Origin of the sequence: Sulfuriroseicoccus oceanibius (assembly GCF_010681825.2) — a bacterium.
Lineage (GTDB): Bacteria > Verrucomicrobiota > Verrucomicrobiia > Verrucomicrobiales > SLCJ01 > Sulfuriroseicoccus > Sulfuriroseicoccus oceanibius.
The window spans coordinates 2,772,899-2,787,779 of sequence record NZ_CP066776.1 but is presented as its reverse complement, the minus strand read 5'-3'; the positions used below and the strand labels follow the sequence as shown (position 1 = coordinate 2,787,779).

Here is a 14,881-nt window from a genome sequence, read left to right as displayed (position 1 = left end):
GTTTCAACCTCTGGACCGGAGCAAGAACAACATTCGCGCCGAAGGTGCGGTTTATCCGTCGGCGAAACAGCGTCCCGGCCCATCTGAAAAAAGGATGGGGCCGGGCATTGAGGGATGTGCGTTTCGTGGTCGGTCTCGATGAACGATCCCTGCAACCCTGCAAACTTAGCTTCCCCCCATCAGTCGCTTGCGGGCGTCTGCGCGGGTGAGCGACACTGCGATGTTGCGGATGAATGTCTTGCGTTGCTTGGTGGTTTCGCGTTTCGAGACGACCATGGTCTGGTCGCAGAGGTCGATGGCGTAAGGAATGTTGCCTGACGACATCGAGAACGCGCCTTGCAGCTCAAGTGATTTGAGTGCTTCGATACAGTCGCGGATCCGTTCGCCGGAGAGCTTCGAGAAGGCTTCATCGATTGGCACCAGTCCAATGCTTGGGTTGTTCGACCCGCGTTCGTAGCGGTGATACGCGCGCAGGTAGCAGGCCAGGATCGCAATGAAATACGGGCTCTGGTTCTCACCGCCACTGAACTTTCCGCTTTGTTTGTCCACTGAGGTTTCGCGGGCATCCGGATCGCGGGTGTCGACCACCGACATGTCGTAGTCGTAGTAATTGCGGTAATCGAGGAAGTTGAGCGCTTCGGTGTTATTCGGGTCGTCGACGAGCAGGTTGAAGATGCGTTCCACTTCGTCCTTGGTCTCGCTGTCGATCGTGTCGAAGAACAATCCCCCCTCATCGGCGAGTGCCGAGTTGTCGACCAACTGTTGGTAGGTGGCGTAGTCCGGGTTGCGCTTTTTGCGGATCTGATAGACGTGGTGGCCGATAGGCTTCTTGAGCTCTTTGTTGAGGAGCTTCAAGGTCATATCGACGCGCATCAGAGCGCTGCGCAATTTGACCAACACCTGCTTGCGGAAGATTTCCTGCCAGTTCTTTTCCTCGCGCTTGGCCTTGTTTTCGTAGGCTGGGATATCGCTGTTGGCGATGCGCGTGAGGCGTTCGTCCCACGGTCCGTTGCCTGGGTCTTCCGGAGAGAACTCATTGTATGCGGGGAAGTCGCGGGCGAGTTCCTTGCGAGCTTCGACCAATTCGCTGCGTGCGGTGATTGCGCGCTCGGCGCACTTGCGTTCGAAGCGCTCGGCCTGCGAGCAGGCCACGTCGGTGACCGGGTACTCGTGGGTGAGTTCTTTGTAGAGCTCGGCGCGACGCGTTTGATGATCGCGCAGGTTCGGCCCCTCGGCGCGGAAGCGCTTGAGCTCGGTGTCGGCGCGTTCGAGCTTTTCGCTCGCGTCGTCGAGGCTGCGTTGGCACCCGCCAATCTGCATCTTGAGGTCGCTCTTGCGCAGGTCTTTGAGTTCCTGTTCCGCCTGATCGATCTGGAGCTCGATCTCGCGCAACTCCTGATCCTTCGCTTCGAAGTCCGCGACCTCGATGGTTCCCAACTGCTCGACCACCGCGGCTCGGCGTTGTTCGAGTTCGTGCAGCTTTTGTAAGTCCGCCAATTGGGCACCGAGGCTCGGCGAGTCGAGGCGCTGGCTGCGGAAGAGCTGCTCCGCTTCGTTGAGCAGGTTGGCGAGCGGTTGCAAGCGCTCGAGTTCGCGGCGCAGCTGCGTGCGTTCCTTGGTCAGGGTTTCGCGTTGTTGTTCCAATCCACGACCACCGATGCACGGGATCTTGTCGTAGTGGGCGCGTCGCTCGGCGAATGGTTTGCGGTACGAGAACCCGTCCGGCAGGATGGCTGCGTCGTGCTTCGTCAGGTCGCGGGCATCTTCCACGCAGATGATGCGGCCGAACAAATGGTCGACAATCGATTGGGCGACCGGGTGCGCGCACTCCAGCTTCTCCGCCAACGACCCGCTCCTGCGAGTGGCGTTGAGCTCCAGCGCTTGCATTGGGTTGATCAACGACTCGCCTGGAGCCGCCGCCTTCATCTCGCGGTAGATCGATTCGGCGTAGCCGTAGTTCTCAGGCTCGGTCACGACGGCGAACTTACGGGTGAACGCTACCTCCAGCGCAGGGCGCCAGCGTTCGTCCTTCACCTCGCACAGTTCGCGCAGCGCGAACGCGGCGGGATCGCCATTGCGGCGGCGGGGGAGGGACATGTTGATCGCATCGAGCAGAGCGGTGCGGTGGTTGAGCTTGCCGCTTTCCAGTGCTTCGAGGCGGTTGGTCAGCGCCTTGATCTTGTTGATCTTCTTCTCCGCGTCCTCTCGCAGTGGGACTTCCGCGTCTTTCGAGGCGTCGTGGAGGTCGCGCACGGCATCGGCGAGCAGTTCGAGGTTTTGTGGCAGTTGGTCGAGGTCGTCGCCATTCACCGCCTTCATTTGCTTCTGCACGGATTTGACCAATGGGGTGGGCAGCTTGATGCCGGCTTGGCCCAGTTGGTTCATCCACTTCTCAATCATGCGGCAGCGCAGCTCGCGGGCTTCCGAGACATTGCGACCGGCTTCCGAGAGTTCGGCGATGCGGCGAACCAGCTCGCGACTTTCGTCCTTGAGGTGGCGGTAGAGTTGGCCTTCGTCGGTGGCGTTGATGGCATCGCGCAGCAAATCGCGGCGGCCGCGGTTGGCGCCGAGTTGTTCTTCGAGCTCGCTTTCGCGTCGGGTTTCCTCCTCGGCCTGTTGTTGGAGTTCTTCGATTTCCTCTTCCAGTTCCTGCACTTGTTCGCGCAGGTCCTCGACGGCGAGCTCCCGGCTGATGTCGGCGTAGAGGTCGCGGTCGATCTGCGACTGGTGATGGGTTTGGTAATCCTTGTGGATCCGCTCCAACAGATCGAGCTGTTGGTTGAGTGCGGCCAGCTCGTGACGAAGACTGAGGAATGCGTGGTAACTATCGCGGACTTCCTGGATGCGGATTTCATCCGGTGGCAGTACGTAGTTACGGCAAAAGCGGTTGAAGTTGTCGAGGAAGGTGAACGACATTGCCGCCGGCAACAAATAGTCGAGCGTTTCGCGGTCGAAGTTCAGGTGCCCTGGCAGCGCCATCTCACGGCGGTAGGCTTCCATGGTGTCGAACACACGGCCCCCACGCTCGTGAGTGAGGTCGCGGAACTCGGCGTAGTCCAATGGATAGTCGAAGGCGTCGATCCAGTCGTCCTTGGTCATCGCGCCCTGGAGCCAGAACCCATGGCGGCGTGACGGTTGGTTCTGGGCCGCGCTGTCGAACTCAATGCGAAGTCCCCAGGTTTCCTTGCGTTGTCCATCCGGCCAGGTGAACTCGAGCGCGACGTAAGTCGTGGCGCCTTCGTTGCGCATGTACTGGGGCACGCCCTCGATCTCGTCCTTGGTGTCGCCGAGGCAGTAGCTTTTCAACGTACGCGACGATGCCTTGCCGGTGGCCGACTGGTTGTACTTCGACTTCTGGTCGCCGATGAGCACCAGCTGCATCAAGTCCATCAGGATCGACTTGCCGGAGCCCGTGATGCCGGCGATCAGCAAGTTGCCCGAGATGTCGAAGACATCCTGGTAGCCAAACCAGTTGATCGCGTGGATGCGTGTGAGTTCGATCTTTTTGCTCATGCCTCGGAGTCTTCAGTTTCGTCGCTGGATGGGGCGTCTTCGGTTGCCGGTGATTCTTCAGCTGCGTCACCCGCCGGGTTTTCGGCCTCTGTGTTGAACGCACTGGCAGCCTTGAGCCACTCTTCGATGTCCGGGAATGGAATGGCGAAGCGCAGGGTCGGCAGCACTTGGATCACGCTGTCGGAAAAGTCGTCGGTCCAATCGGTTTCGATCAAATTGAACTTGGCAAAGCCTCGCAGGATCTCGCGCAAGCGCGACGCCGACAGCGGCTGCATCGATGGGAACTTGCTGCAGAACTGCTCGTTGAAATCGCGCACCGTCAGGAACACATCGTGCGCGCCATTTTCACGCACCTCGACGTCGTAGTCGTACCACAAGGCCAGCGCCACGAGCGTCTCGTCCCGGCGCAGGCGGCGCGTCAGGCTCGGCACCTCAGGCACCGCCATGATCAAGCGGTCGTCCCGTTGGACAATGATCTTGAGACCAATGACCTCCGCCCAGTCCTCAAGCCAGCCCATGTGCTCCATCGCCCAGTCGTAGAGTGCTTTTTCCGATCCGCGGGCGCGTAGCAACGATCCGTGCGCCAGCAATCGGTGCGCCACGTCTTGCAGCATCTGCTTGTCCCGCGGTTGCAGGTTGGGAGTAAACAACCCGGCGGACTGCTGGGATGCTTCATCTTGGGGTGTGGGAATCTCGTTCATCGCGCTTTCGGATGGATCGTAAATTGGTCGAGCACGTAGTCGCCGGTCGTGCTGGTTTCCGGTTCGTTGTGGTCTTCGCGCGGTGAGTGCACGCGGTAATCGCTTTCGGTGGTCTCTCCGTGGAGCAGCAAGCCCACCACTTCGAGCAGCCATTCGTCGTCGGCGGGCTCGAGGTGTTGTGAAGCGAGGCCGTCCTTGGGAACACCTAGGCTTTGGTAGAATCGGTTGGCCCGCATCGTTGTCAGCGAGCTGTTGATGTTGTCGGTCATCTCATCCACCGCGTGGTCCAGATCCACGCCGTCGTCGAGATCTTCGAGGATGCGCGTTTTCACGCCCTTGGCACGCGGACCGCGCGGGCGGAAGAGTGAATCCGTGCCGGAGAGCAGGCCGACTGCTGGAATGTTCAGCGATGGCAATTGCAAGTCCTCCGGGAGGTTGCTCAGTTTGCACTCCGCGTAACGTTCGTTGATCAGTTCAAAGAGCGAACGCATTTCGGAGCGGCGGCCGCTGGAAACCTCCTGCAGGTAACGGAAGCGTGCGAACGATCGGCGGGCAAAGTCCGCGGCACGACGGTCAACCGCCTCGCTTTGCGGCTCCACGCTGTCGAGCATGTCCACGGCATCCTGGATACTGCGTGCCACGCGCAGCGAGATTTCGTCATCGCTGAGCTCGGGGCGACGCTTTTGCAGCTCGATCTCCATCTTGGCAACGATGGTCGGGTCGTGGCGGATGGCGTCGAGTTGCTCGCGCACCAATGGGAGGCGCACCGGGATATCGAGATCGATCAGTTGTTTGTAACAACGCTGGCCAATGTTCTCGGAGAAATCATCATAGAGCACCTGCAGGTTCTCCTTCAGCGAGTCCGAGCGCAGCTGGCGCTGGGTAAGGCGTGCCATGCCTTGCTGCAGCGATCGCAGTTCCTGCAAGCCGTAGCGAAGGTTGTCGGTACAGGCTTCCAAGTCCGACAACGGATGATCGGTGAACGCAGTCTTGTCCTGGATACGGGCGCAGACGAGGTGCAGTTTGTCCGTGAACGTGACCTGCTCGGGGTAGGCCATGCGGCGCAGGCAGTCGAGCAGGATCTCTGCGCGGTTGTCCAAGTAGTAGACGCGCTGGTAGTCGCTGCGCTTGGGTTCTTCGAGCCATTTGGAAACCAACATCTGGCGCAGCATGCCTGGGGCGGTGAGTTTGGTGTCGTCGTCGTCCCCGTTGGTGTCGAGTGTTTCCCGGCTGGCGGAGATCACGTCCTCGCACACATCGAGCAATTCCTCACGCGTCAGCCCCACGCCATGGCGATGGCGTTGCATTTCCTCCATGCGGTCGAGCGCGTCGATATACTGGCGTCCGTAGCGCCAGGTCAGCACGGCGAAAAACGACGATGGGGTGTCGTCAAAGATATGTTGGCTCAAACTCACAGCCGCGCAGACTAGGACCGATTCGGCATTCTGAAAAGCGGGAAATGCGGCGATAGTTTGCTCGTTTTTAGATTGGCGGTTTTCAGTAGAAGTCAGCGCGCTGCGCGGCGGTGGGGGGGAGGAGCAACCACAGAGGACGCGGGGTTCACAGAGAGCCCGTCAGAGCCGGATCGATATTGCAATCAAATGCGGTGTGTGTCGTGCGGCGCTGGGATAGCTACGAAAAAGCACAACAAGGCACGAGGAGAGTGCTCGCTGCGCTCGCGTTGGCTTTCGATGGCCGGGTGCAATCCGGCGGTCCGATGGGCGCGTTCTTGTTGGGATTGCGATGGGATCCGCATGGATGTTGTCTCTGTGGCGCTCTTGGCGCTCGTCCCATGGGCATCGCGAAGCGATGGGTTACTGGTTAGCCAGAGGATTTATCCTCTGGGGAGAGGAATGAATGTGTTCCCGCGCCGAAGGTGCGGTTTATCCGCCAACAAGGTCAGCGATGGTAATCCGTCCCTTGCGGGACGAGATCTATGCGGACGGGGATTTCCTGCGGTTGAAACCGCAGGCTAGCCGGTAAGTCGTCGCGCTGCGACGGGATGGTGGGGCGCGTGCGAAGACGTGTCTGGAAGCGACGGGCGAGAGTGCTCGCTGCGCTCGGCTTGTTTTTTGATGGCTGGGTGCAATCCGGCGGTCCGGGGCGCGTTCCAGTAGACGTCCGCGATCTCGTGGGACGCCGAACAAGCCCAACCTACGCCCTACTGGCTACCTGCTACTCAAACAAAAAAGGAGCTCCGGTTTCCCGAAGCTCCTTGATGAGTTTCTACTGCCAGAGCTCGCGCTTAGGCGGTGCGTCCACAGCAGGATTTGAACTTCTTGCCGCTGCCGCATGGGCAGTCGTCATTGCGTCCCACGCGTGGCTGTGCCTTGCGCAATCCAATGCTGAGCTTCTTGGCAGGCTCGGCTGGTGCGTCCGATGCTGGCTGTGGGATCCCGCCATCCGGCAGGCCGGCGCCGCTGAGCTGGGTCGGCAGGCTTTGCAAGAACTGCTCGAACTGCTGCAAGTTGGTGGTCGATCGGAACAAATTGCCGAGCGCTTCCTGTTGGATGGTGCCCATCAATTCGTCGAACAACTCGTAAGCTTCCTTCTTGTACTCGACGAGTGGGTCCTTCTGGCCCTGCGAGCGCAAGTGGATGCCCTCACGCAGTGAGTCCATGCTGTAGAGGTGCTCCTGCCACAGCTTGTCGACCGCGCTGAGTACGATGTAACGCTCTAGCTCCTCGACCACGTCCTCGTTCTCATGAGCCACCTTGAGGTCGTACGCTTTGCGCACCTGGTCGATGATGAACTGTGAGGCTTCGTCCACCGACTTGTTTTCGAAGTCGGCTTCCTCTTGGGTCATGCGCAGCGGGAAGGTGGAGTTGACCCACTGCATCAGGCCTTCGTAGTCGTTCGGGTTCTCGGCGTCGGCGTCGTCGAAAAGATACGTGCTGACACGTGCTGGCACGGCTTCCTCGATCAGTTCGTAGATGAGGTCGCGTGGGCGCTCCGACTCGATGATCTCGTTGCGGTAGGTGTAGACCACCTGGCGCTGTTGGTTCATCACGTCGTCGTATTCGAGCACGCGCTTACGGATGGTGTAGTTGCGTTGTTCGACACGCTTTTGAGCGGTTTCCACCGAACGGTTGAGCAATGGGTGTTGCAGCTCTTCGCCTTCTTCCATGCCGAAGCGCTCCATCATCGAGGTCATGCGCTCCGAGGCTCCGAAGTTACGCATCAGGTCGTCTTCGAACGAGAGGTAGAAGACGGACTGGCCGGCGTCACCTTGACGGGCGCATCGTCCGCGCAACTGGCGGTCGATTCGGCGCGACTCGTGGCGTTCGGTGCCGAGCACCAGCAAGCCGCCGAGTTCGTCCACGCCTGGTCCGAGCTTAATGTCGGTTCCACGGCCCGCCATGTTGGTGGCGACGGTGACGGCACCGGGCTGGCCGGCGCGTGCCACGATCTCCGCTTCCTGACGGTGGTGTTTCGCGTTGAGGATGGCGTGTGGGATCTTCTCGCGCTTGAGCATGCGGCCCAAGGTTTCCGAGGCATCCACCGAGGCGGTACCCACCAGCACCGGCTGGCCGGCGGCATGGGCTTCCTTGATGCGGCCGATCACGGCGTTGAACTTCTCACGACGCGTCTTGAAGATGCGGTCGTTTTCGTCTTCGCGGCGGGACGGGCGGTTGGTAGGGACCACCAACACATCGAGCTTGTAGATGTCGTGGAACTCGGCGGCTTCTGTTTCCGCGGTTCCGGTCATGCCGGCGAGCTTCTCGTACATCCGGAAATAGTTCTGGATGGTGATGGTCGCGAGCGTCTGGGTTTCCTTGTCGATGGTGACGCCTTCCTTGGCTTCCACCGCCTGGTGGAGACCGTCGGACCAGCGGCGGCCCGGCATTTCACGGCCGGTGTTTTCATCGACGATGACCACTTTGCCTTCGGTGACGACGTAGCTCACGTCCTTCTCGAAGAGCGTGTAGGCTTTGACCAGCTGGGTGATGCTGTGAATGCGCATGCCCTGGTGGTCGAGGCGCTGCTGGAGTTCTTCCTTGAGCTGGGCGCGCTCGGCGTCGTCGACGTCGGTGCGGGCGTCGAGCTCGGCGAACTCGGTGGCCAGGTCAGGCAGCATGAAGGCATCCGGATCGTCCGGGTTGAGGAACTGACGGCCCATCTCGGTGAGGTCGGCGTCGTGGCCTTTTTCGTCGACGGAGAAGTAGAGCTCCTCCTTGAGGTCGATCATGGCCTTCTTCTTCGTGTCTTGAAGAAGGGTCAACTCGGCTTTGTCGATGGCGCGGCGGATTTCCGGTTCTTCCATCAAGCGGGCGAGTCCGCGGTTGCGAGGCTGGCCGCACTTCACTTTGTAGAGCAACAATCCGGCGGTCTCGAGGTCTTCGGCTTCGATCGCCTTTTTGGCATCGGCCAGAGTTTCGTTGACCAACACGTTCTGCTTGCGCACCAGCTGCTCGACGAGCGGCTTGTACTGGTCGAACTGCTGGGTCGATGTGGTGACCGGACCGGAAATGATCAGCGGGGTACGCGCTTCGTCGATGAGGATGGAGTCGACCTCATCAATAATTGCGAAGTAGTGGCCGCGCTGCACCTGCTCGGCCTTGGACGTTGCCATGCCGTTGTCGCGCAGGTAGTCGAAGCCGAACTCGCTGTTGGTGCCGTAGGTAATGTCGCACTCGTACTGCTCGCGGCGGAATGACGGTGGCTGCTGGTTCTGAATGCAGCCGACGGTCAGACCGAGGAACTTGTAGAGGTAACCAACCCACTCCGAGTCACGTCGGGCGAGGTAGTCGTTGACGGTGATGACGTGCACCCCGCGGCCGGTGAGCGCGCGCAGGTAGACGGGAAGGGTGGCGACGAGTGTCTTACCTTCACCGGTCTGCATCTCGGCGATGAGTCCGCGGTGGAGGCCGATGCCGCCCATCAGCTGGACGTCGAAGTGGACCATGTTCCATTCCACCGGAGTGTCGCAGGCGTCCCAGCTCTGGCCGCAGAGGCGGCGTGCGCCGTTCTTCACCACGGCGAAGGCTTCAGGGAGAATGTCGTTGAGGAGTTTCTCTTCGATCGCGGGGAACTTCTCTTCGTTTTCGAGGAAGCGTTCCTTGGCCGCTGTGATGGCTGCTGCAAATTCTTCTGCGGTGCTTTCGCTGCCGCTGAGCACCGTGGTGTCGAACCCAGGCAGGTGGTCTGCAATGGCGAGCAACTGCTTGTTCAGCGCGTCTCCGATCTCGCGAAGTTCGCTGACCTCCATCCGCGCCAGCTTGGCTTCCGGCGCAATGTTCGGGTTGTGGAACGGCTTGAAGAGCTGCTGCCACTCGGCGGTCTTCTGCTGCAGGACGCTTTCAGGAAGCTTTTGCAGTTCTTCTTCGAGTTGGTTGATCTCGGCGACCAGCGGACGGAAGGTTTTCAGGATTCGTTGGTTTCGGGAACCAACGACCTTGTTCATGATCCATTTAAGCATTTGGGGAAATCTTTCGAGTTGTGGGGCAAAGTCAAGGCATTGCGCCGGATGATGGAAGGAAAATATGTGATATAGGGCGGATTTCTTGCATCGCACCTGTCGGGGAACGAAAAACCCGTGCGGTCGGCACGGGTTCAGGAGTGTGGGTATTAAGCGCCATCGGCGGCTGCATCCGTCGCGCTGTGTTCCTCTGTTGATGGATCGGATGTGGTCGTGTGACGTGCAAGAAACTCTTTTGCCAGCGAGCGGTAGGCATTGGCACCCGGACCTCGTGGGTCGTGCTCGATGATCGGCAAGCCGAAGCTAGGGGACTCTCCGAGACGGATGCTGCGTGGGATCACTGTGTTGTAAACCTGTTCCTCAAAATGGGCGCGTACTTCGTCGGTGACCTGACGTGCCAAATTGGTGCGGCTGTCGAACATGGTCATCACGATGCCTTCCACCCCGGTATTAGGATTGGCACCCGAATCGCGGATCTGCTCGATCACGCCGACAATCTTGGCCAAGCCTTCCAAGCCGAACCATTCGCACTGGAGTGGAATGAGTACTTCGTCGGACGCGGCCAGCGAGGTGGTCATCAGAACACCGAGCGAGGGCGGGGTGTCGAGGAAACAGTAATCGAATTGATCGGCCTCGCGCAATGGGGCGAGCACCTCTTGCAATCGAGTGAGATGGTTGTCGGTGCGGGCGAGCTCGATCTCGGTTCCCGCCAGGTTCATCTCCGATGGAATGATCGACAGGTTCTCAATCCGGGTCGGCATCACTTTGTCCAATGCGGGGACGTCACCGATCAACGGGTGGTAAAGACTGAATGAGGCGTCCTCGTCATCGTCGGGAAGTTCGACTCCGAGTCCGGAGGTTGCATTGGCCTGCGGATCCAGATCGATCAACAACACCCGCTTGCCCAGCTCGGCAAGACATACGGAGAGGTTGATCGAGGTCGTGGTTTTTCCCACGCCCCCTTTCTGGTTGGCAATGGCAATGATCTTCATGAAGCAGTCGGAAGTGAGCGAAGGGTGATCGCGCCGGGATGAGCGCATCCGGGCGGTGCTGGTGGATGAGTGAATGGATTCACCAAAGACGGCAAGCATAATCCTCCGCCTTCGGAAAAGGGAAAGTAAAATCCCGCGATGGTAGGTGACCTTTCAGAAAATTCGACCGCCTTTTGTGTGTGGGGGGGCTCACGCAGAGCACCGAGGAGAGGTGATCGATTGGGATGGCTCACGCAGAGACGCGGAGACGCAAAGGTGAGGAGTGGGGATTGGGTGTCGGGGCGGAATCCTCATCGATATTCTCGTCGATATCGCAATCGGGTCGCGGAGTGGATTTGGAATCTCACGCAAAGCCCCGAAGAACCCAAAGGGGGAATTTAAAAGGGAGGGCTCACGCGGAGCCGGTGACACGCAAAGGTGAGGAGTGGGGATTGGGCGTCGGGGCGGAATCCTCATCGATATTCTCATCGATATCGCAATCGAGTCGCGGAGGGGATTTGGAATCTCACGCAAAGCCCCAAAGAACCCAAAGGGAGAATGACAGGGAGGGCTCACGCAGAGACGCAGAGGAAGGAGAGGTGAGGTGTGGGGATTGGTTGCCGGGCGTCATCGAGGCCCGCGTCGGGCTCGTAGCCTTTGGAGGGGCTGGTTGGATCTCGGGGACATCGCGGAGCGATCGCTTACTGGTTAGCCTGCGGTTTCAACCGCAGGTGGGTTGGCCAATTGATCCACGCGCCGAAGGTGCGGTTTACCTGGGCGGGGGACGAAGATGGTCGCTGCGATTCACGCCTCGGGGCTTCTACGTCTTTGCGCACGGCGAAATCATGGTACGGGTGATCATGCGGGATGGCGTATCGTCGAATCCACCCGCAGACTCGGCGTTGAACAAGCGCTCGCTCCCTTTACCCAATCATCTTCATGGAACTCACCACGCAATGGCTCGGCAACGTCGCCGGATGGAAGGCAATGAAACAAGGCAAGGAACTCGTCGCCTCGGTCACCGCGGCCGATTGGCAGGACCCGGTGATGCGTGGATCGGTGCGTGCCGGTGGACGCGCGATGGCTGCCGGCTTCCGCGTGCTCGGGCGTGACGATGTGAAAAACTTTTGCAGCTGTCCGGAAGCGCGATCAACCGGGGCGCTGTGCGGTCACTCGGTAGCGGTTGCGTTGGCGTGGATCGAGCAGTCGGTTGCACCGACACCGAAGCCGACCGCGAAGAAGCCTAAGCCGGCCGCTGTGAATAACTCTCAAGCGAAGCCTCTGAGCGATTCGGAATGGGCGACCGCAGTCGAGCTCTCCGAAGCATGGGTTGGAAAAGCTGCCGGTGCGAAAAATGCCGGGCTCAAAGTGGTGCGTGGCGATGCCTCGAATGCGAACTCTTCACCGGTCGAGCAGATGGTGCTCAACCAGTGGTTGGAGAAGATTGGTGCTCCGCGCACTTCGGCCATGCTGTCGGTGCCGGTTGCGCAGGTGCTTGAGTTATTCACACAGCTTAGAGCCGCCCAGGGATCGATCCCCACGGGCAGAGGGGAAGGGGAGGTTGTCTTTGTCGGCGATCACGCGGTCTCTCTGAATGGCTTGGAACATCGACCCCAGCTCACTGCGGAATTCTCATGCGACTCTGATGATCCGGGCGATTGGGAGGTGTCGATAACTGTGAATAATGATGCGAATAACTGCATCAATAAGTCTGAGAGTAAGTCTGCGGATGTCCTTCTTAAAGGGGCTGGAGGCGTAAATTGCTGGCGGTTGAGTTATTCACAGTCGGGTCGTTGGTCTGCGGTTCCTGTTGCTGGCCCTGGCGATGGCTGGTCACCGATCGAGCAGCGCGAGCTCGCAGGTTGGCTGGCAGCGGCCCTCGACGCCACCGTCGCGCCACTGACGGTTTCAGTTGAGTGGTTGGTCGGCCATTTGGACGATCTGCGCGAGACCTTTGAGATGACTGCGTTGGAAAATGAGCTGGCCCAATGTGTACAACTCGACGATGCGCCGCCGGTTCCTGTGCTCGAAGTCGAGGGGTCGACCAACTATTTGGCAGGATCGGTCAAATTCGCTTACATCCCTGTAAATAAAGGATCTTCCTCTGAGGGCGTAAAAAGTGCCAATTTGGTCGCTCCCGACGCAAAATCGAGTGTTGTGTGGTCGATCGATGAAAATGGCCGGGCGATGATGCGTCAGCGCCGCAGGGACTTCGAGAAGGCGGTTTTGGCCGAAATTGAGTCGAACGGCTGGATTTTGGAAGCTGACGGATCCTTTAAGAATAAGCAACCGGACGCTATTTTTCAGTTCATTGCAGAAAAAGCACCACGATGGCGTGAAAACGGGTGGGTCGTCGAGTTTGGCGAGCGGTTTACCTTCGTCGCGGGCAATGTACCGGTGGTTCGGCCCCAAATTGCCTGGCAGGGCTCCGGGGAGGACTGGTTGATGGCAGAAATCGACTACAAGGTCGTTCATCAGGGGCGTGAGATCAGTCTGAGCAGCGCGGATGTGAATAACTTGCTGCGCTCAAACCGCAGTCATTTCAAGGCTGGTGGCCAGACGGTGGCAGTCGACCTCGATTCCGTGCGGGAAATGCACGAGACTTTGCTCGATGTCGACCCGCGTCAATCGGCCGCCGGGCGCTACCAGGTGGACTCTGTGCAGGCCGATTTCCTGTCGGCTGCGGTGGGGAGCGAGCCACCACAGCGACTTGTGGAAAAGCCGGTTAATTGGTCCTCTATCGCTGATCTGGAGAGCTTCTTACGCGACTACCAAAAGAAGGGAATTGAGTGGATGATTCGTCAGGCGGAGGCTGGACGAGGCATATTGCTTGGCGATGACATGGGCTTGGGCAAGACGCTGCAGACATTGACCTTCATCGACTATTGGTTGAAGCGCGGGGAGCGGCGGGAAAAGAAGTCGGCGCCGGCGCTGGTTGTGGTTCCCACCTCGCTGCTGGGGAACTGGCAGCAGGAGGCGGCCAAGTGGTTGCCGGATCGTCAGGTGGTGACGCTCCACGGCCCCCAGCGTAAGAAGTTATTCACAGGGTTGGATGCCTCGGATATTGTCATCACGAGCTATGGATTGGTGTCTCGTGACCTCGATTCGCTGTACCGAGATTTTGAGTTTTCGGCGGTGATTTTGGATGAGGCGAGTTTGTTAAGAAACCCTCGATCACAGGCAGCGAAAGCAGTGCGCGAACTGCAGGCTAAAGCGCGTGTGGCACTGTCTGGAACGCCTGTGGAAAACTCGGTTCGCGACCTGTGGTCGATCTTCGAATTCATCCAACCGGGGTATCTCGGAGGCTTCAAAACGTTCCAGGATCGCTATGAAAAACCACTCGCCGGAGGGGCTCCGGATACGTCGATCGGGCGGCGATTGGCACGTCGGGTCGAGCCGTTTTTCCTGCGTCGGACGAAGTCGGAAGTGGCTCCGGAGTTGCCCGAAAAGTTGGTTCAAGTTGCCTATGCCGACCTCACTGCAGCCCAGGCATCCCTGTACAGAAAGCTCGTCAACGAGGCACGTGGCAAGGTCAAGGATCTGGCAAAACAGGGTGGCGGAGCAGGCCGGATGGCGATGCTCACCGCACTGCTGCGGCTACGTCAGTCGTGCTGTGATTTGCGTCTTTTGGGGCTCGATGAGGCGGCATTGGCGAAGGTTTCAGACGCCGATCTGAGTGCCAAGCGTGAGCTCTTGCGCGAGATATTGCGCGAGTCAATTGAGGGGGGACACCGCGTTTTGGTCTTTAGTCAGTTCGTTCAAATGCTGCGATTGATCGAAGAGGACCTGCAGGCGGAAGGGTGGGATTATGGCTATCTCGACGGCCAGACCCAGAACCGCCGCGAGGTCGTGGATCGTTTCCAAAAGGGGAAGGCTCCTGTGTTCTTGATCAGCCTAAAGGCCGGCGGCTATGGCCTCAACCTCACCGCCGCCGATACCGTCGTGCATTTTGATCCGTGGTGGAACCCAGCGGTCGAAGCCCAGGCCACCGACCGCGCCCACCGTATCGGACAGGACCGTCCGGTGACCGTCTACAAGCTCATCACCCGCGGAACGATCGAGGAGAAAGTGCTGCGCCTTCAGCGACGCAAACAGGGCGTGATCGACCTGGCAATCGACGACCGTGCACCGATGATGGGTGGCCTCGATGACAAGGATTTGAAGGAGTTGTTGGGGTAAGTTTGCGGGTGTGCCAGCTGGCAGTTTTCAGTTGTCGCGGTTCGATGGAGATGGTTTTAGGGTGGTTAGGTTTTACGTTTTATGAAAAAGGTCATCGG

The 14,881-nt window shown here is 59.4% G+C and carries 6 protein-coding genes; 1 reads left to right on the top strand and 5 read right to left on the bottom strand.

Annotated features, from left to right (window positions below; genetic code table 11):
- Positions 1-165: 165 nt before the first annotated feature.
- The 5 genes from G3M56_RS11250 to G3M56_RS11230 form a co-directional block, all read right to left on the bottom strand.
- Positions 166-3,513, bottom strand: coding sequence for an SbcC/MukB-like Walker B domain-containing protein (locus tag G3M56_RS11250; RefSeq protein WP_164365073.1), 3,348 nt, complete (start codon positions 3,511-3,513; stop codon positions 166-168).
- Complete coding sequence (locus G3M56_RS11245; RefSeq protein ID WP_164365074.1) at positions 3,510-4,214, bottom strand: DUF4194 domain-containing protein; 705 nt, start codon at positions 4,212-4,214, stop codon at positions 3,510-3,512. The genes G3M56_RS11250 and G3M56_RS11245 overlap by 4 nt, the downstream gene beginning before the upstream one ends.
- A complete protein-coding gene (locus tag G3M56_RS11240; RefSeq protein WP_164365075.1) occupies positions 4,211-5,623 on the bottom strand; it encodes a Wadjet anti-phage system protein JetA family protein in 1,413 nt (470 codons plus the stop codon). The genes G3M56_RS11245 and G3M56_RS11240 overlap by 4 nt, the downstream gene beginning before the upstream one ends.
- An 836-nt stretch (positions 5,624-6,459) precedes the next feature.
- Entirely contained in the window at positions 6,460-9,633 is a 3,174-nt protein-coding gene (gene secA / locus G3M56_RS11235) for a preprotein translocase subunit SecA (RefSeq protein WP_164365076.1), read from the bottom strand.
- A gap of 149 nt (positions 9,634-9,782) precedes the next feature.
- Positions 9,783-10,625, bottom strand: a complete 843-nt coding sequence (locus G3M56_RS11230; protein WP_164365077.1) for a ParA family protein — start codon at positions 10,623-10,625, stop codon at positions 9,783-9,785.
- Between the two features lie 918 nt (positions 10,626-11,543).
- Here G3M56_RS11230 and G3M56_RS11225 point away from each other — a divergent pair.
- The gene (locus tag G3M56_RS11225; RefSeq protein ID WP_164365078.1) at positions 11,544-14,783 is read left to right on the top strand and encodes a DEAD/DEAH box helicase; all 3,240 of its coding nucleotides are present in this window, start codon (positions 11,544-11,546) and stop codon (positions 14,781-14,783) included.
- The last annotated feature ends 98 nt before the right edge of the window (positions 14,784-14,881 follow it).

What these genes read in the sequence shown, in the direction of transcription:
- G3M56_RS11225 (WP_164365078.1), top strand. Translation starts at nt 11,544, where the DNA reads ATGGAACTCACCACGCAATGGCTCGGCAACGTCGCCGGATGGAAGGCA.
- secA (WP_164365076.1), bottom strand. Translation starts at nt 9,633, where the DNA reads ATGCTTAAATGGATCATGAACAAGGTCGTTGGTTCCCGAAACCAACGA.
- G3M56_RS11250 (WP_164365073.1), bottom strand. Translation starts at nt 3,513, where the DNA reads ATGAGCAAAAAGATCGAACTCACACGCATCCACGCGATCAACTGGTTT.
- G3M56_RS11245 (WP_164365074.1), bottom strand. Translation starts at nt 4,214, where the DNA reads ATGAACGAGATTCCCACACCCCAAGATGAAGCATCCCAGCAGTCCGCC.
- G3M56_RS11230 (WP_164365077.1), bottom strand. Translation starts at nt 10,625, where the DNA reads ATGAAGATCATTGCCATTGCCAACCAGAAAGGGGGCGTGGGAAAAACC.